We start from the raw sequence: 20,883 nt of genomic DNA, 5'->3' as shown, positions 1-20,883 counted from the left end.
TTCGTATGGCGCTCGTATTTTTCGTATGGCGCTCGTCCAGCGTGCTTATCAGCCGCTGGACAAGCATGCAAAATCTATAAACCACCTTAAAAAACAAAAAAACCACAGTTCAACATGCAAACTGTGGCTTAAAATCAAATTTTTATTTAAATACCGGATCCTTAAACTGCTCCAGCTTTTGTAAAGATGACTTTTCAACATGCTCATGAAGACTGTTTCCGTGTGAATCCATCGTAACAACTGCTGTGAATCCATTTACGCGAATGTGCCACATTGCTTCTGGAACACCAAATTCCATCAGATCGACACCTTCTACTTTTTCCATACACTCTGCATAATATTGAGCTGCACCACCGATTGCGTTTAGATAAACACCGCCATGTTCCTTAAGTGCTGCCAAAGTTTTGGGACCCATTCCGCCCTTACCGATTACTGCGCGGATACCAAACTTTTTCATAATATCGCCTTGATAAGGTTCCTCACGAATACTTGTTGTTGGTCCTGCAGCCTTCACAACCCAATTGCCATCAGCGTCTTTGGCCATAACAGGGCCACAATGGTAAATAATCTGTCCATTAAGATCAATGGGTGCCGGATTATCCATAAGATGCTTGTGGATCGCATCACGGCCAGTATGCATCATGCCGTTGATCGTCACGACATCCCCCACTTTTAACTCGCGGATTTGCTCTTCTGTAATTGGTGCTTCGAGCGTTACGCTTCTTGTTTTTTCTTCTTGCTGTTCTACAGCTGCTGCTGCTTCTTCCGCAGCCTTATTGAAATCCACTTCTTCACCTTCTTGATAAAGCCACTCTTGGATTTCACCTGTTTCAGCGTTTAGTTTTACCCCTAAGCGGCGATAAGCCCAGCAGTTATACGCAACAGAAACGAAGAAACTTGCAGGAATACGGTTAATTACGCCCACTTTACAGCCTAACAGCGTAGTCTCGCCGCCAAAGCCCATCGTACCGATTCCAAGTTTATTCGCATTCTCCATCACGTACTCTTCAAGCTTGCGAAGGTTTTCATTTGGATTCACATCATCTACAGAACGGAACAGCATTTCTTTTGCTAGCTCATATCCAGAAGTTCGGTCTCCACCGATGCCTACACCGATAAATCCGGCACTGCATCCTTGACCTTGTGCTTGATAAACGGAATGCATGATACATTTACGAATGCCATCCAAGTCGCGTCCGGCACGGCCTAATCCTTCTAATTCAGCAGGGAGACTGTATTGAATATTTTTATTCTCACATCCGCCGCCTTTTAAGATAAGACGAGCATCAATATAGTCTTCTTCCCATTGCTCAAATTTAATAACTGGCGTACCATCACCGAGGTTGTCCCCGCTGTTGTCACCTGTAATGGAGTCAACAGAGTTCGGGCGAAGTTTTGTATCTTTTGTTGCATCTGCAATCGCTTGGCGAATCGCTTTTTTCATCTTAATCTGATTTGCTCCTACTGGAACTTTAATTTTAAAAGTAGGGAGTCCTGTATCCTGACAGATCGGCGATACATTTTCATCCGCTTTTAAAATATTATCTGTAATCGTATCTAAAGACATCGCAGCACGTGTACCTGCATTTTCTTTAATTTTAGCAGCAAGAATCGCGCGTCGAACATCTTTTGGCAATTTAGTTGATGTTTCAACAATCAGCTTGTACATGCTTTCTTGAAATTTCTCCATCTCTTCACTACCCCTTTATGACTTGCTATTGTAAGCGTAAACAAATGTAATGCCTTTATTATAACAAAAAAATCCGTCTCTTTAGTAAAGAAACGGATTTCAGCTTATTTTTCTTCCCAATCGTGGCGAAATTGTTTACATTTTTCTTCTAAGTCATCAAGCATTCCAATAATTCTGTCGATCTCTTCAATCCCAGCTGTTTCAGCATCTATAGAATCTAAAACATCAACTAATAAATCAATACGATTTTTAATATATTCTTTTTGAGAGGATTTATCCTGAATAGAGTTACCCATGTTGATCTCTCCTTTCCATCCATTCTACTTTAACAAGGCCAGCTGGTTTTGCCAATACTGGATTAAGTATTTAACAACATAAGTTAGCCTTTTTCTTTATCGTTTGTTCAGTTAAGATAGAAATTGTCCATTTTGGTCATGAAGGAGAATATTTTAATGGAATTATATACAAAATTTAAAGCGATAACCCCAGATTATGATCCGTGGGAAGCTTATTTAGATATGAGTGAGCACCAAAGATTGCAGCTATCCAATATTGAAATCACGACAACAACTCTTTGCAACATGCGCTGTGCTCATTGTGCTGTCGGTTACACCTTGCAAACAAAGGATCCTGAACCTCTTCCGCTGGACCTTGTCATCAAAAGACTTGATGAGATCCCCCAGTTAAGAGCTTTCAGCATTACAGGCGGCGAACCGATGCTTTCTTTAAAATCAGTTAACAACTATGTTGTACCCCTCTTAAAGTACGCTAAAGAACGAGGTGCACGCACACAGATTAACTCCAATTTAACCTTAGATTTAGCGCGTTATGAAAAGATTATTCCATACTTAGATGTACTTCACATTTCCCATAACTGGGGAACGTTGGAGGAGTTTTCTGAAACGGGCTTTGCAATGATGGAGAAAAAACCTTCCGTCCAACAAAGAGAGGCTTATTTTTCACGCCTTGTTGAAAACGCTCAAGCATTAACAAAAGCAGGTGTTATGGTCTCGGCTGAAACGATGCTCAACAAAAAGACGCTTCCCTACTTAGAAGACATACACAAACATGTTCTTGAGATGGGCTGTCAGAGACATGAAATTCACCCCATGTACCCCAGTGACTTTGCCAGTACACTGGAGACGATAACTTTAACAGAAATGCGTGAGAGTATTCATCATCTTCTTGATATTCGAGATAAAAAAACGTGGATGCTCTTTGGAACTCTTCCCTTTTACGCATGTTCTAACAATGAAGAGGACTTGAGATTAATCAGAAGACTTCAAACAGAAGAGAATGTTACAGTGCGAAATGATCCTGACGGACGTTCGAGGTTAAACATCAACCTTTTCGACGGTAACATCATTGTAACGGATTTTGGTGATGCTCCTGCACTCGGAAACATTAAAGATAAGAGCTTAATTGATGCTTATCAAACATGGAATGATTCAGCTCTTGCAAAAGAGCTTAGTTGCCACTGTCCTGCAGTTCAATGCCTAGGACCCAATGTTCTTGTTAAGCATTCTTACTATAAGGACACCGACTTCACATTAAACGCGTCTAAGCTTTAAAGCGTTAAAAAGTTATAAACTTTACAAAAGTAAGTTTAAATCGTATAATAATAGGAAATTATATACTGAAGTTTTAGCTTTGTACTAATAGAGGTGAATGATAATGGATTATAGCACTATGTGTCCGAAATACGAAGTAGCCATGGATATTATCGGTAAAAAGTGGACAGGACTCATCATTCGCGTTTTGATGGATGGACCTAAACGCTTTAAAGATATTAAGTCTCAAATCCCTGAGATGAGTGATCGCATGCTTACTGAGCGCATGAAGGAGTTAGAGTCTGTGGGAATTGTAAAACGCAACGTTTATCCTGAGACACCTGTGCGAATTGAGTATTCACTTACCGATAAAGGAAATTCTTTAAAAACAATCATCAATGCGATACAAGACTGGAGTGAACAATGGGTTGACCATTGTTAAGGTTATCGAGAAGTTAATCTCCGTTTCAGATGCTCGCTTTCCGGGAGGCGTGCGGTGAGCCCTCTTAGCGCTCTGCGCTGTTAAGAGTCTCACCTGTCCCGCTAATCCCCCAGGAGTCTCGCATCTTACACTTCAATTAACTATTCAATGAAGCATTCAGGAAGATAACCGTGTATCTCCTAATATACAATTGAAACAAGATTCAAAAAAGAAGGACAGCCATTAAAGGTTGTCCTTTTTTACATATTACTTGTATGAAAGCTAAACGATACATGATCTTGAACAGGGATCCAAGCACCAATTCCCTGCTGCGTTACGTTTTGAATGACGATCTCTCTTTTGCCGCCTTTTAACACAATGTATACTTCACCATACGTAACCCGTCCCCGTTCATTTACTGCTGGAACGTAACTGTGTAAGTACCCCACTTGTTTAGGTGACACGTGGTACACATTCGACTTCTTTGTACCTGCTCCTACAGCTGTTTGGAATGACAATGGAAGTTTGGACTTTTCTGCTGCTGAGATCAGCATCATCTTTTGAACTGCTTCACTATTCGGAATTGAAGCAGTCAGTCCTCCGCTAACTTTCTTATGAGCAGTTTGGTTGTAGTAAAGTTTAGCAACAGATTTTGCACCTCTATTATCTAAACGGTTCGTGTTTATTCTTTGATGTTCCCAGTTTACCGTAGTCTCTGTGGACTGATAAGATAATGGCCATTGACCTAAGTAAATTTTTGCACGGTACCAAAAAGCTACTTTTGAAGCATTGATGCTCGACTCATTTAGCAATCGGATCAAATCTGGATTTGTGATCGGTACATCCGATGTTTTAAGCATCGCTTTAGCTAACTTGCTCGGCTCCAAGTACGGAAGATCCTGTGCAGAGTTCGGATATGTGTTTTCTTTAGATATACTAAGAACGGAGCTAGGCATTTTAATATCTGCTTTTGGAGCAGCTTTTTCTATTTTCTCTGTTTTTTCTGCCGGCTTTTGTTTTGGCTGCTGCTTTGTTTTCTCTGCCGCAATCGCTGTATTCGTCAATACAAAAAGCATTACAAATATAATAATAAAAATTCTTCTTTTCATAACATCCTCCTTTACCCTATTTTTTTCTATCGCTTGAAATTTATCCATGCAGGACCTCTCAATTTATTCGGGTATTGTTGGAAAATAAAACACCTCGATTCAGTAAGAACCGAGGTGCTGCCTTTATTTATGCTACAATTTCGAAGCTTTCTGTGATGTTTATGCTGTCTTTAACAGATTGAACCATGGAACAATTCTTTCTCGTTACTTTTATTGCTTTTTCAACTTTTTCTTGAGAGAGCTCGACTCCCTTTATCACAAAGTGAAGATGAATATCAGAAACTCTGTTTGCTTCGTCTTCCACTCTTGTCACTTTAGCTTGTACGCTGATGTCATCATACGGCATTCTCATACGTTCAAGAACTTTCCGTAAAACTCCGCCGCTGCAAACAGCTACAGAAGAAACGAGTAATTTGAACGGTCTATATCCATACTCCGCATCACCGCTGATCTGAAGCGTTCCATATTCTACAGAAGTCTCAAAACCTTTATCGGTCATCTTAAATTCCAAATTTACGCATCTCCTCTATATAAGTTAATACTCAACTTTTTACAAATTCCATTGTACAATGGTTTTAGTTTGTTTTGAAAAGGGGATGCTCAATGCAGCTTTCAACGTACAGATTCTCAGTCTTAGTCAGCATCGTTTTTATTTCTGGTTTCGCACAAGGCATGTTACTTCCTTTGATCGCAGTTATTTTTGAACAAGGGGGAACTTCAGCTTCTCTAAACGGCTTCCACGCAACCGCACTTTATATCGGGATTCTGATTGCTTCTCCCTTTATTGAGAAGCCGCTTAGAAAATTTGGCTATAAACCGCTCATCCTTGCAGGACTTCTAGCCGTCATTCTGTGTTTTGCTATGTTTCCTGTATGGAAAGTATTTTGGTTTTGGTTTGTGTTAAGATTACTGATCGGTATTGGCGATCATATGCTCCATTTTTCTACTCAAACATGGATTACATCAAACAGTCCTGAAAATAAGAGAGGGCGCAACATTTCTCTGTACGGAATTGCATTTGGAGCTGGATTTGGAATCGGACCACTTATGACAAAAATGCTAGAGATCAATGAGAACCTTCCATTTTGGCTCGCAGCTGGCCTTTGTTTGATTTCATTTGTCTTAATGACAACCATTCGTAATGAAAGACCAGAGGCAGAATCAGCACGTACTGCAGGTGCAACAGCGATTGACCGTTATAAACATGTGTTCAAACTTGCTTGGGTTTCTTTGCTTCCGCCATTTGCTTATGGCTTTTTAGAAGCTACACTGCATGGCTCTTTCCCTGTCTTTGCTCTTCGAAACGGAATCAGCCTTGATTGGGTGGCCGTACTCTTGCCGGCATTTGTGCTTGGAAGCCTTGTTTTTCAACTGCCTTTAGGCATATTAAGTGACAAATGGGGACGAAAGCCGATCCTAATCTTTTCTTTTGTATCCGGTTTTTTATCATTTTTAGCGACCTACTGGAGTATGAATAGCTTTTGGATCCTTATCTCTTTATTCTTTTTATCAGGAATGTTTGTCGGCTCCATGTTTTCACTCGGCATTGCCTACATGAGCGATTTGCTGCCTAAATATTATCTTCCAGCAGGAAATATTTTAGCTGGAATCAGTTTCAGCATAGGAAGTATGGCAGGTCCATTGATCGGTGGAAGTTTCATCAGCTGGTTTAAAGGCGGAGCTTTTGTTTTTGCAATTTGCGGTATGCTATTTATTCTTTGTTTACCGATTCTTTTCATGAAGAACAAGCCACAGACCGCTCTGTCCTCTAAATCTGCGTAAAATATATTTTTTTTCTTATTACTCCATATAATAAAAAGCAGGAATTTTGACTTTAGTTGAACATTCTTTAAACTAGAATTAGAGTATGCAAAATAAGGAGTAGATTGTTATGATGAGATTACGTTCAGATATGCCGGAACTTAGCGGTGCAACAGAGTGGATCAATGGAGAAGTATCGAAAAGCGATCTTATTGGGGATAAGCCCACTCTTATTCACTTTTGGTCAGTAAGCTGCGGGTTATGTAAGGAAGCGATGCCTAACATCAATCAATTTCGTGATGACTACAAAGATGAGCTGAATGTCATCGCTGTTCACATGCCTCGTTCTGAAAAAGACTTGGATCTTAACCAAATTAAAGAAGTAGCAGCCGAACACGATATCAAACAGCCGATCTTTGTTGATAATGATCATGCGTTAACAGATGCCTTTGAAAACGAGTATGTACCTGCATATTACGTATTTGATGCAGAAGGAAAGCTTCGTCATTATCAAGCTGGCGGAGACGGAATGAAGATGCTTACAAAGCGTGTTAACCGTGTGTTAGGAAAAGAAACAAAATAAGTGAACAAAAAAACCGGGCGGCTGCCCGGTTTTTAATTATTTATCTGAATGCTCGTTCGATCAATCGAAACATTAACGCCAAAAATTTATAAACAAATAGCCCTGTCATTGCACCTATTCCATTCAGTAGAATGTCATCGATATCAAAGATGCGTTTTGCATATTCATATTGCAATATTTCAATCAAAAAGCTAGTACCAAAACCAAGTACAAACATGAACCGCCAAGAATTAAATACTCGGAATATCAAAGGGAGCAATAGACCAAAAGGCAAAAACAGGATTACATTACCGATAATGTTCTTAAAAATTAGCCAATAATCATGACTTCTCCACATCAGCCTTATGCTATCGAACAAGACAAGGTTAGCTGATTTTCCATACACATATTCGTTAAAGGAGAAAAGCGTGGCTTTAATAAGAACGGCAAAATAAACGATAAAAAGAAGCGCCCCAAAAATACTGAACATCACTCTGACTTTTTTTTTCATACTGCCTTTCTCCTGCCTTTTTCAAAGAAATTCCCATAAGTGCCTTTTTAGTGTAACACGCCAAGCTCTTAAGGAGATACAGGTAAAAGACACAAAATTTCTCCTGTAAATATCTATATTTTAAGCTGTTGTTTTTTTACGTGTCTTCTTGACTACAAAGAATAAAACGATTGCTACAACAATAATCCCAGCGACCGGCAGCATATATTCCTCCGCCTTTGCTCCAACATCTTTCCACTGAGGTCCGAACTGTTTCCCAAGATAGATGTAGAATGCTGTGATTGGGAACATGGCGATAAACGTATAGATTGAAAAGACCCATACATTCATTTTAGCCATGCCACATGGAACGGAAATCGTTGTTCTGACACCTGGTAAAAAGCGACCAAAAAAAGCTACCCCTGCACCATACTTATTAAAAAAGCGGTCTGCCGCATCGATTTCTTTTTCTTTTATAAACACATATTTACCGTATTTGATCAAAAACGGTCTGCCGCCATATCGTCCTAATGCATAGAGGGTCAGAGGTCCCAATGTGCCTCCAACTGTTCCAGCTATGACAGCAAGCCAATAGTTCATATCACCTTCATATACCCAAAACCCTGCGAGCGGCAAAACAAGCTCTGCTGGGACAAATTCAAATGTAAGTGCAATAATTAATCCTAAATAAGAATATTGTTTTAAAAACTCAATAAATGAGAGAATAAGTTCTTCCATCCTTATCGCCCTCCCTTTCTATTCGTTCAAGCATAACGAGAAACATTATAACACATGTATGAATCCCCATTAAACTTTTCGTAAAACCGTCAAAAACATGTGCTTTTTGTTGTATGTAGATCTGTGGTTTCATGGGAAAAATACATGGGTTCACAAACGTGTTGGTCCATCATTCCGAAGTGGCCTGTTAGGCACATCTGCATAAAAAAAGCCGCCCTGTATAGGACAGCTTTCTAACCACTCGCTTAGATTAATGAAAGTCATTTTTCTTGTTCGAAGATTTGCTCGTTTTGTGCTGACTGTCATTTTTGTTGTTCTTATTGTTGTGGGTCTGTTTGTTGCTTTTTCCCATATCAATAATACCTCCTCACGATAAGGTATTATTAGCATGTCCTAGGATTCCGCCTTTAACAAGCCCCTTTTCTTGGCAAAATCAATCTTATATTTATGAAAGGTTGCATTAAGCACACCACCTGATAGTAAGACGATACCTGTCAAATAAAACCACAGCATTAAAACAATAATGGCACCGATACTTCCATAAGTAGCTGTATAATTACCAAAATGATCAACATAAAAAGCAAAACCTAATGATACAATTTGCCATAAAAACGTAGCAACAAGTGAACCGTACCAAATCTCGCTGTATTTTAGTTTTTTGCATGGAGCAAGATAATAAAGAACAGAAACAACGGTAGAAATAAGGAAAAAGCTAATCAACCATCTCAATACTCCCCATATCTGTAAAAACTCCTCGCTTAATCCTAAGTAAGAAAAAGCAGCATTTCCAAGCATCTTACCGAAAACCGGAAAAACCAATGCAACGATAAAAGCAAAGATTACTCCAAACGTTAAAAAAATGGCTAACAGTCTTGTTTTAATAAAACTTCGGCATTCTTCTACCCCATATGCTTCATTAAGTGTCTTGATCACAGCATTGATCGCATTAGATGCAGACCAGATAGTAGCCAAGATTCCTATCGATAAAAGTCCTCCGCTTCTTCCTTCTAGTACGGCAAGTAAGTTTTCTCGTACAGAGTCCATGGCTTCTGCCGGTACAAAATGTTCAAGAAGATTTAGTGCTTCATCTGGTTCTATAAAGAAAGCACCTAACGTTAATAGGAAGATTAGAAAAGGAAAAAGGGAGAGCAAAAAATAATAGGCAAGCTGAGCGGCAAGCCCAGTTACGTCTCCTCTTTGAAAACCATGCATGAACTCGATTCCAAATGATTTAGCTTTCATATTTTTAAGAATGTGCCATAAAGTCAATGTTCCTCTCACCCCTAACGTTATTGTTTAGTTCCTTTATCATTCCCTTTCATAGGGGGGATAAAAACTTTTTTTAGGATAAGTTTATAATTTTTTATAATGGGTAACTTAAGAATAATTCCATATTACAACACACAAAAAAAAAGGAGGAATTTTACATGAGTTTATTATGGGCACTTATAATTGGAGGAATCATCGGTTGGTTAGCAGGTCTTTTAACAGGACGTGACGTACCAGGCGGAATCATCGGGAATATCATCGCAGGTTTTGTTGGTGCATGGTTAGGTGGATTATTGTTAGGTGACTGGGGACCAACGGTAGCAGGATTTGCAATCATTCCAGCTATTATCGGTGCAATCGTAGTCGTACTTATCGTAAGCTTTATCATGCGCAGCATGCGTAGCCGTGCATAATAAGTATAAGTATCTATAACACATAATCCATTCGTAAAGAAAGCTGGTTCAAGTTGATCTACGATCATCTTGGACCAGCTTTTTTATTATTCTAAAATCTTTTTTTAAACACATAACTCGGCTTTTCATAATGCATTTTTTCTTCATAGAAACGATGAGCATCCACTCGGTTAACATTAGAACTTAACGCAACACAATTGCAATTATTCTGGAGCGCAAAGGATTCTAAAAAGGCAAGCAGTTCTTCACCATACCCTTTAGATCGTTCTTTTGAGTCTGTAATGAGATCATACAAATAAACATGTTTCCCATCATAGAGATTTGTAAGAATGGCAAACCCGGCTAATGCGACAACCTTACCTTCATTAAAATTTGCAAATAACGTATAGCCTTCTTTCTCCATTTGAAGAAACAATTCATAAAATAAGTCCTCTGAAAGATGTGTCCGAAGCTGATTCATTACAGAAAACGCTTCACGCACTTCGTGTTCTGCAGATAACTGCCTGATCTCTCCCATTTCATTTCCCCTTTTTTATAATGACTCTCTATTTTTTATTTCAATGAATAACCTTTCACAACCTGCTGTTACAAGATCATAAACCTCTTGAAAGTTACCCGTAAAATACGGATCTGGAATATCTTCATACTCATTTTCGGGTACAAAGTCCAAAAGTCTTGCGATCATCCCTGTCTTTGATTGCGCAGCCATCTTATGCATATTGCCGATGTTTTCAGCGTCCATACCAATAATATAATCAAATTGAGTAAGATCATTTGTCTTAACCTGACGAGCTGTTTGACCTTCATATGAGATCTGATTTTCTTTTAAAATGTTCCTTGTTCCTTTATGAGGTGGTTCACCAACATGCCAGTTTCCTGTTCCAGCAGAATCAATTGAAATAAATTCCGATAGTCCTTCTCTTTTTACAATATCCCGAAAAATAGCTTCTGCCATTGGGGATCGGCATATGTTGCCCAAGCATACAAAGAGTACTTTAATCATCAATCATACCCCTTTCCTCTTACCCTTAAAGGTATAACAATTTCATCCAATAATAAAGGGACAATATACACATAATCCTTTTTCGTATACATTGTTGGCTTTTGAAAGTAGTTGATTTCCGCTCCAGGCGGTTCGCTTTCCGCGGGGCAGGCGGTGAGCCACTTTGTACGTTTCACTTTTAAGTTTCTCACCTGTCTAGTTGCAGTGGCTAGCCCCTCGAGGTCAAAAGTTAAATGGCTCAGCAGGCAAAGTGCGCCTTCAAATCCATTAACCTTTTGCTTGTCGGGGCTAAACGAGCCACTTCAACTTTTCGGGCTGCCCGCCTGTCCCACCTTGCACTCCAATCAACATGCAAATGATGAGAATTAAAAAAACCAAAAGCAATAATCCCTAATAAAATCATACAAAAATAAAACCAGGCTGGTTAAACCCGGTTTTATTTAATCAGTTATTATGCTGTTGAATAAAAAATAATTGTTTTGAAAGTTGTTGGAATGGCGCAAAGCGACAGGAGACTCACCGCCTGCCCCGCGGAAAGCGAGCATCTGGAACGGAAATCAACTGCTACCCAGACGACCGAGCTCACGAAAAATTCTGTTTAAGCCAGATATGCCTCTCGAACAGACTCGTTTGTAATGAGTTCTTGACCATGACCTGCCATCACGATTTCACCCGTTTGAAGGACATAACCACGATGAGCAATCTGCAGTGCTTGAAATGCATTTTGTTCCACTAGAAGAATCGTCATGCCCTCTTTATTTAAGTCACTGATAATATCAAAGATTTGCTCCACAATTACAGGAGCTAAACCCATTGAAGGTTCATCCAGCAGCAAAAGACGAGGCTTGGACATGAGCGCTCGACCCATAGCAAGCATCTGCTGCTCACCACCGCTCATTGTTCCTCCCTTTTGAGATAAACGCTCTTTTAATCTTGGAAAGTAGTTAAAGACCTGCTCCATTCTTTCTTTAATGACTTTCTTATCTTTTACAACAAACGCACCCATCTCAAGATTTTCTTTTACCGTTAACTTCGGAAAAATTCTTCTGCCTTCAGGAACGTGGGCAATTCCTGTTTGAGCTGTAAGATGAGCAGGCTGTTTAGAGATATCTTTACCTTCATAGAAAACTGAACCTGTTTTCGGAAGAACCTGACCGCTGATGGTTTTTAGTGTTGTGGATTTCCCTGCACCGTTAGACCCGATTAATGTAACGATTTCCCCTTTTTCAACAGAGATGCTAATTCCTTTTAGCGCATGAATACCACCGTAAAATGTGTTTACATCTTTTAATTGCAGAATACTCATCGTTTTCCTCCTTACGCTGGTGTTACGGCACTTTTTCCAAGATAAGCTTCAATCACTTTTACATTATTGCGGATTTCAGCAGGCTTTCCTTCAGCGATCTTTTCACCGTGATCTAATACAAAAATCTGTTCAGAAATTTCCATTACAAGTTTCATATCATGCTCGATTAAAACGATCGTTAGATCTAGATCTTCTCTCATACGGTGAATAAACTCTGTTAGTTCGCGTGTTTCCCTAGGGTTCATTCCAGCCGCTGGTTCATCTAGTAGAAGCAGCTTTGGTTTTGTAGCAAGCGCTCTGGCAATTTCCAGCCTGCGCTGTGCCCCATATGATAAATTTTGTGCATCTTCATTCAAATGCTGAGCCAAGCCGACATATTCAAGCCAATGGTAAGCCTCTTCCTGTGCCAAGCGCTCTTCCTCTCGTACTTTTTTTGTTTGAAATAAGGTCCCGACAATTCCTGCTCTAAATTGTTTATGCAAACCTACCATCACATTTTCTAAAACTGTAATATTTGAAAATAGACGAATGTTTTGGAAGGTACGCGCTATTCCGTGTCTCGAAATCTCATGCGGCTTTAATCCGACTAAGGACGTTGAGCCAAGTTGAACATTTCCTTTATCAGGCTGATACACCCCAGTTATTAAGTTGAAAAAGGTAGTTTTACCCGCCCCGTTAGGACCGATTACTGCTGTAATTGAACCTTTTTCAACTGCCATATCCACTGAATTCACGGCGACAAGACCGCCAAATTGTTTTGTAAGATTGCTAACCGTTAAGATTGACATGTGTATATCGCCCCCTATGCCTGAAACCCTTTGTCAGGTTCCACCGTAATCTTTTCTTTTCGATGCTTTTCCGATCCCTCTTTAAGTGATTCCTCATCAAAGACAGGGTTTTTAGCAGGAATTAATCCTTGAGGGCGATAGATGGCAAAGATAATGAGGATTGCACCAAAGATAAATCGCTGCATTTTGGCTGGAGCGAGTGCCTCTGGGAAACTGATTACACCATCTAGACTCAATTGATTTAAATAGTTTGTCACTTCAGTAAGTACTTGCAAGTTGAGAATCGTAATGACAGCAGCACCTAGAATGACACCTGGTACACTGCCCATTCCTCCTAAAATAACCATTACAAGGATGGTGATTGACTCTAGTAATGTGAAGCTTGTCGGGTCAACAAAGGTCTGTTTCGCTGCAAACACAACCCCCATCATTCCTGAAAAAGAAGCCCCTATTGCAAATGCTAATAGCTTCGTCCGCACAAGATGTATGCCCACTGATTGTGCAGCAATTTCGTTTTCTCTTACCGCTTTCCAAGAACGGCCGATTTTAGAAAACTCAAATCTTCTAACAGCCAAAATAACAAGGAACAAGATGGCAAGAACAATAAAGTAGAATTGGTTTGGATACACAAATTGATACCCGAATATTTCTGGCGGTTTAACAGACGCTAAGCCCATTGCACCGTTTGTAATATTTACAGGCTTATCTAAGTTGTTGAATACGATTCTGATAATCTCTCCAAAACCAAGCGTAACGATAGCCAGATAGTCTCCTTTTACACGAAGTACAGGAATTCCTAATAAGACCCCGAAAAGTGCAGCGACAAAACACCCTATCAGAATAAAGATCCAAAAGCTTTCGCCTGTTAAAGGAAACGTTCCGAATGGCATAAAGTTGGCAGCTTGTCCTGTTGCAAAAATACCATACGTATAAGCCCCTATTGCAAAGAAAGCGACGAACCCGAGATCTAGCAAACCTGCTAAACCGACTACAATGTTAAGTCCTAATGCCATCGCCACATAGATTCCAACAACTGTGGCAACTTCCATATAGGATTGATAACCTGGTCCTGTACTTGAAACAAAGGGAATGACCCCAATCAGAACAACTCCAGCAATCAGCCACTTTAGGCGGTCCGGCAATTCTGTATAGTACAGAATCAATAATGAGAATAGAAGCAAAAGAAAAGCTGTAACTGAGGCTTGAGCAAGATACAGGCTCAACGAAGTTACCAATACATAAAGGACGAGCAGAATCATTTGTGCCATCTTGTTGCCTTTTAATTTACTTGTCAGCTTTTGCATGGCTCTTCACCTACACTTTCTCAGTAACTGCTTTGCCAAACAGTCCTTCTGGTTTGAAAATCAAGACAATAATTAAGATTGCAAATGCAAATACATCTTTATATTCAGCCCCAAAGATGCCTCCTGTTAACAGCTGCAGATTTGCTGCTGCGAACATTTCTAAAATACCTAACATGAGCCCGCCGGCCATAGCACCACGAATATTTCCAATTCCTCCAAGTACAGCGGCTGTAAATGCTTTTAATCCTAAAATAAAGCCGATATACGGGTCGATGGTTCCATACTGAACAGCAAACAGAACGCCTGTCGCTCCACCTAATGCTGAACCGATAAAAAAGGTAAGAGAAATGACTTTGTTCACATTAATCGACATAAGAGAAGCTGTTTCACGATCTTGAGCCACTGCACGCATCGCCATGCCCCACTTCGTTTTATTAACGAAAAAATCTAATCCAACCATCATGATGACAACAGCAACGATCAGAATCAGTGTTGATGTTTTAAAAAACGCATCACTGAAGGAAGAGGAGATACTCGAAAATTTAATGGAAAATTTCTCATTGAACATGGATGGCCCAGTTAAAATATAGTTGCCTCTTTTGTATTCTGTAATGAAACGAACGAGATCCTGCAGCAGGAACGATACTCCAATTGCTGAGATCAGCGTAATAAGTTTAGGAGAATTTCTGAGAGGTCTGTACGCCATCCGCTCAATGCCAACACCCATAAAACCTGTTAGTATCGATGTAACAACAAGCACGAGGATCAATGCGAGTACGGCAGGCATAGCGGCCAACCAGCCCATTCCAGTCATCAGAATAAGCATCGCTACCCCTATAAAAGCACCTGTCATAAAAATCTCACCATGCGCAAAATTGATAAGTTCCAATATTCCATAAACCATCGTGTACCCAAGAGCAATTACCGCGTAAATGGCTCCTAGAGCAATTCCATCGACAAGAACTTGAGGCAGACTTTGTAAAATTTCAGCTAACATAAATATTCCTCTCTTTCAAAACTAGGGAGTATGTGTGTAAAAAAGAAGAGGGATATGGCCATTAGGGTCATTCCCTCTCCTGTAAACATAGGTTTACTTACTGATTTCGCCTTCTTGAACTCCTGGATATTTAGCTTCACTGAACTTGTAGATATAAACTTTTGCAAATTTGTTGTCACCGATATCATCAAAGCCAACCTTCGTAACAACACCTTGGAAGTCTTGAATTTTACGAACTTCTTCTGCAACCTTCTCACGGGATGGAAGATCTCCATCACTTCCTTCAATCGCTGCCTCTAAACCTTTTAATAGAACGCTCATAGAATCATAGCCGTAAGCAGAGTAGGATTCTACGTTCTTGTTGAACTTTTCTTTGTATTTTGAAGAGAATGCCTGGCCATCTGAAGATTTGCTAGCGTCAGCTGCAACAGATGTGTAGTATACGTTTTTAACAGCGTCACCAGCGATTTCAACAAGCGTAGAAGAATCCATTCCGTCTCCGCCCATGAATGGAATATCGATTCCTTTGTCACGAGCTTGTCGGATCAACTGACCGCCCTCCGTATACAGTCCGCCAAAGAATACTAGATCAGGTTTCTTTGACAATACCTGTGTAAGGACTCCGTTAAAGTCTTTCTCACCAACGGTAATTCCTTCGTAACCAAGAATTTCAGCTCCAGCATCTTCAGCTGCTTTTTTGAACGCATCTGCAAGACCTGTTCCATAAGCTGTTTTGTCCTGGACAACGAAGATTTTCTTAGCTCCTAATTTATTAATCGCAAAGTCTGCACCTGCAGGACCTTGAAAATCATCACGTGCTACGATACGGTTTACTGTTTTAAGTCCGCGATCTGTTACTTCCGTTGCAGTATTTGCTGGAGAAACCATCGGCACTTTATACTTTTCATAAACTTCAGATGACGGGATAGATACGCCAGAATTCAAGTGGCCTACAACTCCAAGAATGGATTTATCTGATCCAATAAGCTGTGCGTTGGCTACACCTTTTTTAGGGTCTGCTTGATCATCATAAGGCTGAAGCTGAAGCTTGTACCCTAAGTCTTCAAACTTCTTCTTGTTCTCTTCCAATGCAAGTTGCGCACCTAACTTGATGGATTCACCTAGTGTTGCACTTCCACCTGATAAAGGAGTTTGCGTTGCGATCTTAATAACTTTTCCGCTTCCTCCTCCACTGCTGCCTTCTGATCCCCCAGAAGCATTACAGCCTGCCAAAAGACCTAGTGATAATGCAGAAGCTGCTAATACTTTTAACCCTCTCTTAATCCCCACCTAAAATCCCCCTTGTATGAATATTTTGATAATTGCTACTATTTAAAAAAATAGTACATGAATATCTGAAAATAGACAACTAAATTTTAGAAAAAATAGATGATTTATATTAAATTTAAAAGTTTTCCCTATTATTCAACAAATTTCTTTGTTGTTTGTTTTTTCTAGAACTAAAGTAGGAAGTTAAAAAAGATCCACTGATTTGTTCAGTGGATCTTGATAATTAAGTATATTAATTTGTTAGTATTTTCACATGATACTTTCGTTTACGGGGTCCGTCGAACTCACAAAAATAAACACCTTGCCACGTCCCCAAGAGAAGATGGCCGTTCTGGATAAATACGACTTGAGATGAACCAACTGTACTTGCCTTTAAGTGTGAAGCTGAGTTTCCTTCTGCATGACGATACTTTGGATGCTCCCACGGATACACTTCATCCATTCGCATGAGCATATCATGGACTACATCGGGATCTGCATTCTCATTAATCGTAATTCCTGCTGTAGTATGCGGACAGTATATGTACATGACTCCATCGCTCACCCGCTGCTCTTCAAGATAGGCCTCTAGTGTACTCGTAATCTCATACATTTCATCTCTTTTATGCGTTTGGATCGTAAAAACTTGAGACAAATCCATCCCTCCTCTATCTTCTTATTTGATAACAAGGTATGAAAATCCTTTTAATAACCTTAAATCTAATGGTTATATCTGCTAATGTGAATATATTTCATTTAATGTGAAATTAATTCATGTAACGTGAAATTATCGAAAATAACGTGAATATATTCAAAATAACGTGAAATTAATTTTGAGTGTGTGATTTAGATACACATAATCAATTTTTGTTCTTTTCAAGCGGACAATTGACATATAATGAGTGCAAAAAAAATAGAATGACCCTAAAAAAGGCCATTCCTTATCATTATCCTCTATTTACGGTGAACGCGCGTACGATCTCCAGCGATTTTTTTCCACTTCGCACGTTCGGCGAGTGCTAGCTTTTGATCTTCTTTACGGGCAAAGTACGCTAACTCGCGTTGCAGTTTCACGAAACTAGTATAGCGCTCTTCGCTCAATTCGCCATTTTCGATCGCTTCTTGCACTCTGCATCCTGGTTCATTTTGATGAGTACAATCACGGAAACGGCATTGTTCTGCAAATCCTTCAACGTCTTGAAAGCTGTGACTTAAGCTGTTCTCGCCTTCCCAAAGCTGCAGTTCTCTCATTCCAGGCGTATCGATTAAAATACCTCCGCTCTCGAGCACGAGCAGTTCTCGGTGAGTCGTCGTATGCTTTCCTTTGCCATCCTCTTCGCGAATCCCATTTGTTTTTAATACCTCTGACCCAAATAGCTTGTTTGCAAGCGTTGATTTACCAACACCTGAAGAACCTAATAGGGCAACGGTTTCTCCTTCTGTAATATAAGAAGAAAGAGCATCAAGACCTGTTCCTGTTTCGGCACTAACCGCAAAAGTAGGAACACCAAAAGCGATCGTTTCTACTTCATCTAAATATTTCTGTATGTCTTCACATAGATCCGCTTTACTTAGGACGATAACAGGGGTTGCGCCGCTTTCCCAAGCCATCAAGAGATAACGTTCGAGTCTGCGCAGATTAAAGTCTTGGTTCAGTGCATTCACTAAGAAGACCGTATCTACGTTAGTCGCTACAATCTGTTCATCAGTTGTAAGCCCAGCTGCTTTTCGAGAAAACTTGCTCTTGCGCGGCAGGATTCCATGAACATATGCCTTTCCTTCTTGGGGATTAGCCTGAACAGCAACCCAGTCTCCAACCGCTGGAAAGTCATGTCTACCTGTAGCGTTAAAACGGATTTTCCCTGTTATTTCTCCTAGCATTTCACCGTGTTCGGTAAGAACGGTATAAAGCCCTTTATGTTCTATACTAATTCTTCCTGGAATAAAATGATGACTTTCGTATGCTTTAAATGATTCTTCAAATGTTTGATTCCAACCTAGTGATTTTAAATTCAATGTGATACCCTCCGAATAAATGTTGTCAATTTTTTTATAAAAGAAAAAGAACCTATCTACTTAGGTTCTTTACAAAAAGATGGGTACACAAATACCCCTTCTTCATATAAAAAACCATGGCACTGGAGTACAGCCCATGGTTCGAATGACAAATTTAAGCGAAGAATGACATACGCAAAAAAATTATTTGCGTTTCTCCATTGTCCCAATAGGCTGTACATGAAATACACTCTCTGAAGTCAATCCATTAAGTTGTCTCATCATACATCCCTCCTTGGGTTTCATTAAAATTACTTACTTCACTTCTCCACTATAACAGTATATGCATAAATTGTAAATAGATGCATATTTTTTATTTTGAAACCGAATTTCCTTTATACCCAGTTATAATTCGCTTAATCATCGCTATATCCATATTTAATGGTTTAGCTTCGATCTCTTTTAGTAATTGCTGCGTGTTAGAGTCATCAAATGTAATGTTGCGATTCAGATAATTTTTATAAACATCAATAACACCGTTTAACAGCTTTTCCTCTTCGTTTAAAAATGGTTCATAATCGTAAGGAGCAAGCTTAAAGAGCCCGAGTCCCGCTTTGTCCCTCATGATCTGAAAAACATCAGCACTCAGGGGTGCTTTGCTATTTGTAATGTGGTATATGTTACTTTCTCTGCCCTTTTTTAACACACCCGACAAAACATCTGCTACATAGTCAACCGGCACAAGATTTTGTGTACTATCTTCTTCACACAGCAAGTGAAAAACACGATTACCGATTCCTTTACGCTGAAATCTCTTCTTAAATACTTCAAGACTTCTAAGCAGACCGTACAATGTGAACTTAGAATCCGCTTCCCCTGTCACCGAATCACCAATTATGATTGCCGGTCTTAAGATTGTTACATGAAAGTGATCCTTATATTCCATACAGAGATGTTCCGCTTTACATTTACTCTCTTCGTAAGGGTTGTTAAAGTGATTATCTATATCATGCAGCTCTTCTTTTGCAAACTCGTCCTTCCCAAGCGTATAAGCTGTGCTTACATAATAGAATTGGGAAACACCCATTTTCTTTGCTGCATCAAGGGAATGGTGTGTTCCCGTATAATTTATTTCAAAAAGTTCATCTTTAAGATCCAAATCAAACTTCACAAGAGCGGCCATGTGATAAAAAACATCGATTTTACCCGCAAGATCTTGTTCTGTTTCTTGAGTCATACCTAAATGAGGGAGTGTAATATCCCCTTGAATAATATGAATATCGCTGTTCCATTCAGCCGTCTTCAAAAGAAGCTGTTCAGCTTTTTGTAAGTTTCGCGCCAGCACATAAAGAGTATGTCCTTCACGTGCTAAGTTTTGAATTAAGCGACCACCTAAAAAACCAGTTGCTCCGGTAAGAAAAATATTCATTAAGCCGTTCCTTCCTATTCCTATATCAGCATACTTCTTATATAGAATAACACAACATCACTACGATGGTGCCGGTTTCATAAGATATGCAAGATATAGCAAAAAAATAAAGCTGCGATAAGCAGCCTTATTTTTCATCATCTGGTTTCGCTATATTAACAGCGGCCATCTCACTATTCATGTAATCAGTAGGATGCCCATCTGTTTCTTGATTTTCATCATAAAAATAGGCATTGATCTCCTGCTCTGCATGAGCAGTTGGATCTTCATATGGTTTATTCTTTCTTTTGTTGTCCACAGCTACTCTTCCTTTCCACATGCTTCACAAGCATTAAATACTTCTTCATATTGTAATGTTTCATTGGCATCGAATGTGTAGTTGCAGAATTGCACAATTCCATTCTGGTCAATAACAAAACAAGAACGTATGGCAGTCCCATTTTCTTCGTTTAAGACACCGAACTGTTTTGTCACTTTTTTATGCCAATCTGCTAAAAGTGGGTACGGAAGGGTTCCAAGTGCTGCAGCAAAAACATTATGAGAATAAATATGGTCAACACTAATCGCAAGCACTTCAGTATTGGCATCTTTAAAACGTTGGTAATCCTCTTTCCAAGAGGTTATTTCCTTTATTCACCCAGGAGTGAAATCCAAAGGGTAGAAGGCCACAAGTACATTTTTCTTCCCTTTAAAGTCAGATAACGAAATATCTTTTTTCAATGTGGATGGCAATGTGAATTCTGGTGCATGATCACCCTTTTTTAACAATAAACCCACCTCCTTGCATCA

General features: G+C 39.6%; 24 protein-coding genes. 5 read left to right on the top strand and 19 right to left on the bottom strand.

The window, feature by feature from the left end; genetic code table 11:
• Positions 1-142: 142 nt before the first annotated feature.
• A complete protein-coding gene (locus tag AWM68_RS14820; protein ID WP_066243345.1) occupies positions 143-1,690 on the bottom strand; it encodes a fumarate hydratase in 1,548 nt (515 codons plus the stop codon).
• Positions 1,691-1,794: 104 nt separating this feature from the next.
• Entirely contained in the window at positions 1,795-1,986 is a 192-nt protein-coding gene (locus AWM68_RS14815) for an SE1561 family protein (RefSeq protein ID WP_066243343.1), read from the bottom strand.
• A gap of 156 nt (positions 1,987-2,142) precedes the next feature.
• Here AWM68_RS14815 and yfkAB point away from each other — a divergent pair, with 156 nt between their 5' ends.
• Positions 2,143-3,261: a radical SAM/CxCxxxxC motif protein YfkAB gene (yfkAB, locus tag AWM68_RS14810; protein ID WP_066243340.1), complete on the top strand. Its 1,119-nt coding sequence runs from the start codon at positions 2,143-2,145 to the stop codon at positions 3,259-3,261.
• A 103-nt stretch (positions 3,262-3,364) separates the two neighbouring features.
• Complete coding sequence (locus AWM68_RS14805; RefSeq protein ID WP_066243338.1) at positions 3,365-3,682, top strand: winged helix-turn-helix transcriptional regulator; 318 nt, start codon at positions 3,365-3,367, stop codon at positions 3,680-3,682.
• A 239-nt stretch (positions 3,683-3,921) separates the two neighbouring features.
• On the opposite strand, the gene AWM68_RS14800 is transcribed toward AWM68_RS14805, so the two are convergent.
• Both AWM68_RS14800 and AWM68_RS14795 read right to left on the bottom strand, forming a co-directional pair.
• Positions 3,922-4,770, bottom strand: a complete 849-nt coding sequence (locus tag AWM68_RS14800; RefSeq protein ID WP_082820729.1) for a YfkD famly protein — start codon at positions 4,768-4,770, stop codon at positions 3,922-3,924.
• Between the two features lie 127 nt (positions 4,771-4,897).
• Positions 4,898-5,281 carry an OsmC family protein gene (locus AWM68_RS14795; RefSeq protein WP_066243335.1) on the bottom strand — a complete coding sequence of 128 codons (384 nt, stop codon included), beginning with the start codon at positions 5,279-5,281 and terminating at the stop codon, positions 4,898-4,900.
• Between the two features lie 92 nt (positions 5,282-5,373).
• Between AWM68_RS14795 and AWM68_RS14790 the strand changes: the two genes are divergently transcribed.
• Together AWM68_RS14790 and AWM68_RS14785 are read left to right on the top strand one after the other, a co-directional pair.
• Positions 5,374-6,552: an MFS transporter gene (locus AWM68_RS14790; RefSeq protein ID WP_066243332.1), complete on the top strand. Its 1,179-nt coding sequence runs from the start codon at positions 5,374-5,376 to the stop codon at positions 6,550-6,552.
• A gap of 112 nt (positions 6,553-6,664) precedes the next feature.
• Positions 6,665-7,114 carry a redoxin domain-containing protein gene (locus tag AWM68_RS14785; RefSeq protein WP_066243401.1) on the top strand — a complete coding sequence of 150 codons (450 nt, stop codon included), beginning with the start codon at positions 6,665-6,667 and terminating at the stop codon, positions 7,112-7,114.
• A gap of 40 nt (positions 7,115-7,154) precedes the next feature.
• Here the strand turns inward: AWM68_RS14785 and AWM68_RS14780 are convergent, their stop codons facing one another.
• The 3 genes from AWM68_RS14780 to AWM68_RS14765 form a co-directional block, all read right to left on the bottom strand.
• On the bottom strand, positions 7,155-7,604 hold the full coding sequence (locus AWM68_RS14780; RefSeq protein WP_066243329.1) for a VanZ family protein: 450 nt from the start codon (positions 7,602-7,604) through the stop codon (positions 7,155-7,157).
• A 120-nt stretch (positions 7,605-7,724) separates the two neighbouring features.
• Positions 7,725-8,321, bottom strand: coding sequence for a DedA family protein (locus AWM68_RS14775; RefSeq protein ID WP_066243326.1), 597 nt, complete (start codon positions 8,319-8,321; stop codon positions 7,725-7,727).
• A 393-nt stretch (positions 8,322-8,714) separates the two neighbouring features.
• Positions 8,715-9,590: a YihY/virulence factor BrkB family protein gene (locus AWM68_RS14765; protein ID WP_082820727.1), complete on the bottom strand. Its 876-nt coding sequence runs from the start codon at positions 9,588-9,590 to the stop codon at positions 8,715-8,717.
• Positions 9,591-9,748: 158 nt separating this feature from the next.
• On the opposite strand from AWM68_RS14765, the gene AWM68_RS14760 reads away from it, so the two are divergent.
• Positions 9,749-10,003, top strand: a complete 255-nt coding sequence (locus AWM68_RS14760; protein WP_066243319.1) for a GlsB/YeaQ/YmgE family stress response membrane protein — start codon at positions 9,749-9,751, stop codon at positions 10,001-10,003.
• Between the two features lie 91 nt (positions 10,004-10,094).
• Here the strand turns inward: AWM68_RS14760 and AWM68_RS14755 are convergent, their stop codons facing one another.
• The 12 genes from AWM68_RS14755 to AWM68_RS14705 all read right to left on the bottom strand — a co-directional run bounded on the left by AWM68_RS14755 (position 10,095) and on the right by AWM68_RS14705 (position 20,862).
• Complete coding sequence (locus AWM68_RS14755; protein WP_066243317.1) at positions 10,095-10,520, bottom strand: GNAT family N-acetyltransferase; 426 nt, start codon at positions 10,518-10,520, stop codon at positions 10,095-10,097.
• Between the two features lie 15 nt (positions 10,521-10,535).
• Positions 10,536-11,006, bottom strand: a complete 471-nt coding sequence (locus AWM68_RS14750) for a low molecular weight protein-tyrosine-phosphatase (RefSeq protein ID WP_066243314.1) — start codon at positions 11,004-11,006, stop codon at positions 10,536-10,538.
• A 598-nt stretch (positions 11,007-11,604) separates the two neighbouring features.
• A complete protein-coding gene (locus AWM68_RS14745; RefSeq protein WP_066243311.1) occupies positions 11,605-12,312 on the bottom strand; it encodes an ABC transporter ATP-binding protein in 708 nt (235 codons plus the stop codon).
• An 11-nt stretch (positions 12,313-12,323) separates the two neighbouring features.
• Positions 12,324-13,100, bottom strand: a complete 777-nt coding sequence (locus tag AWM68_RS14740; protein ID WP_066243308.1) for an ABC transporter ATP-binding protein — start codon at positions 13,098-13,100, stop codon at positions 12,324-12,326.
• Positions 13,101-13,114: 14 nt separating this feature from the next.
• Entirely contained in the window at positions 13,115-14,404 is a 1,290-nt protein-coding gene (locus tag AWM68_RS14735; protein WP_066243306.1) for a branched-chain amino acid ABC transporter permease, read from the bottom strand.
• A gap of 10 nt (positions 14,405-14,414) precedes the next feature.
• A complete protein-coding gene (locus tag AWM68_RS14730; RefSeq protein ID WP_066243304.1) occupies positions 14,415-15,401 on the bottom strand; it encodes a branched-chain amino acid ABC transporter permease in 987 nt (328 codons plus the stop codon).
• A 93-nt stretch (positions 15,402-15,494) separates the two neighbouring features.
• Positions 15,495-16,691 carry a branched-chain amino acid ABC transporter substrate-binding protein gene (locus AWM68_RS14725; protein ID WP_066243302.1) on the bottom strand — a complete coding sequence of 399 codons (1,197 nt, stop codon included), beginning with the start codon at positions 16,689-16,691 and terminating at the stop codon, positions 15,495-15,497.
• A gap of 232 nt (positions 16,692-16,923) precedes the next feature.
• On the bottom strand, positions 16,924-17,325 hold the full coding sequence (locus tag AWM68_RS14720; protein WP_419865592.1) for a secondary thiamine-phosphate synthase enzyme YjbQ: 402 nt from the start codon (positions 17,323-17,325) through the stop codon (positions 16,924-16,926).
• Between the two features lie 299 nt (positions 17,326-17,624).
• Entirely contained in the window at positions 17,625-18,686 is a 1,062-nt protein-coding gene (gene rsgA, locus AWM68_RS14715; protein WP_231868437.1) for a ribosome small subunit-dependent GTPase A, read from the bottom strand.
• A 352-nt stretch (positions 18,687-19,038) separates the two neighbouring features.
• Positions 19,039-20,094: an SDR family NAD(P)-dependent oxidoreductase gene (locus AWM68_RS14710; RefSeq protein ID WP_066243294.1), complete on the bottom strand. Its 1,056-nt coding sequence runs from the start codon at positions 20,092-20,094 to the stop codon at positions 19,039-19,041.
• Between the two features lie 127 nt (positions 20,095-20,221).
• Positions 20,222-20,392 carry a hypothetical protein gene (locus AWM68_RS21510; protein ID WP_197468185.1) on the bottom strand — a complete coding sequence of 57 codons (171 nt, stop codon included), beginning with the start codon at positions 20,390-20,392 and terminating at the stop codon, positions 20,222-20,224.
• A 2-nt stretch (positions 20,393-20,394) separates the two neighbouring features.
• Entirely contained in the window at positions 20,395-20,862 is a 468-nt protein-coding gene (locus AWM68_RS14705) for a redoxin domain-containing protein (protein ID WP_419865591.1), read from the bottom strand.
• Positions 20,863-20,883: the final 21 nt, after the last annotated feature.

It is taken from the genome of Fictibacillus phosphorivorans, from assembly GCF_001619875.1.
Classification (GTDB): Bacteria; Bacillota; Bacilli; order Bacillales; family Fictibacillaceae; genus Fictibacillus; species Fictibacillus phosphorivorans_B.
The sequence above is the reverse complement of the archived record's forward strand: the minus strand, read 5'-3'. Positions and strand labels throughout refer to the sequence as shown.

Excerpts from the sequence above, each read along its gene's own strand:
- AWM68_RS14755 (WP_066243317.1), bottom strand. The coding sequence starts at position 10,520 with ATGGGAGAGATCAGGCAGTTATCTGCAGAACACGAAGTGCGTGAAGCG.
- AWM68_RS14730 (WP_066243304.1), bottom strand. The coding sequence starts at position 15,401 with ATGTTAGCTGAAATTTTACAAAGTCTGCCTCAAGTTCTTGTCGATGGA.
- AWM68_RS14785 (WP_066243401.1), top strand. The coding sequence starts at position 6,665 with ATGAGATTACGTTCAGATATGCCGGAACTTAGCGGTGCAACAGAGTGG.
- AWM68_RS14745 (WP_066243311.1), bottom strand. The coding sequence starts at position 12,312 with ATGAGTATTCTGCAATTAAAAGATGTAAACACATTTTACGGTGGTATT.
- AWM68_RS14780 (WP_066243329.1), bottom strand. The coding sequence starts at position 7,604 with ATGAAAAAAAAAGTCAGAGTGATGTTCAGTATTTTTGGGGCGCTTCTT.
- AWM68_RS14805 (WP_066243338.1), top strand. The coding sequence starts at position 3,365 with ATGGATTATAGCACTATGTGTCCGAAATACGAAGTAGCCATGGATATT.
- AWM68_RS14790 (WP_066243332.1), top strand. The coding sequence starts at position 5,374 with ATGCAGCTTTCAACGTACAGATTCTCAGTCTTAGTCAGCATCGTTTTT.
- AWM68_RS14735 (WP_066243306.1), bottom strand. The coding sequence starts at position 14,404 with ATGCAAAAGCTGACAAGTAAATTAAAAGGCAACAAGATGGCACAAATG.
- AWM68_RS14775 (WP_066243326.1), bottom strand. The coding sequence starts at position 8,321 with ATGGAAGAACTTATTCTCTCATTTATTGAGTTTTTAAAACAATATTCT.
- AWM68_RS14740 (WP_066243308.1), bottom strand. The coding sequence starts at position 13,100 with ATGTCAATCTTAACGGTTAGCAATCTTACAAAACAATTTGGCGGTCTT.
- AWM68_RS14710 (WP_066243294.1), bottom strand. The coding sequence starts at position 20,094 with ATGAATATTTTTCTTACCGGAGCAACTGGTTTTTTAGGTGGTCGCTTA.
- AWM68_RS14800 (WP_082820729.1), bottom strand. The coding sequence starts at position 4,770 with ATGAAAAGAAGAATTTTTATTATTATATTTGTAATGCTTTTTGTATTG.
- AWM68_RS14750 (WP_066243314.1), bottom strand. The coding sequence starts at position 11,006 with ATGATTAAAGTACTCTTTGTATGCTTGGGCAACATATGCCGATCCCCA.
- yfkAB (WP_066243340.1), top strand. The coding sequence starts at position 2,143 with ATGGAATTATATACAAAATTTAAAGCGATAACCCCAGATTATGATCCG.
- AWM68_RS14820 (WP_066243345.1), bottom strand. The coding sequence starts at position 1,690 with ATGGAGAAATTTCAAGAAAGCATGTACAAGCTGATTGTTGAAACATCA.
- AWM68_RS14760 (WP_066243319.1), top strand. The coding sequence starts at position 9,749 with ATGAGTTTATTATGGGCACTTATAATTGGAGGAATCATCGGTTGGTTA.
- AWM68_RS14815 (WP_066243343.1), bottom strand. The coding sequence starts at position 1,986 with ATGGGTAACTCTATTCAGGATAAATCCTCTCAAAAAGAATATATTAAA.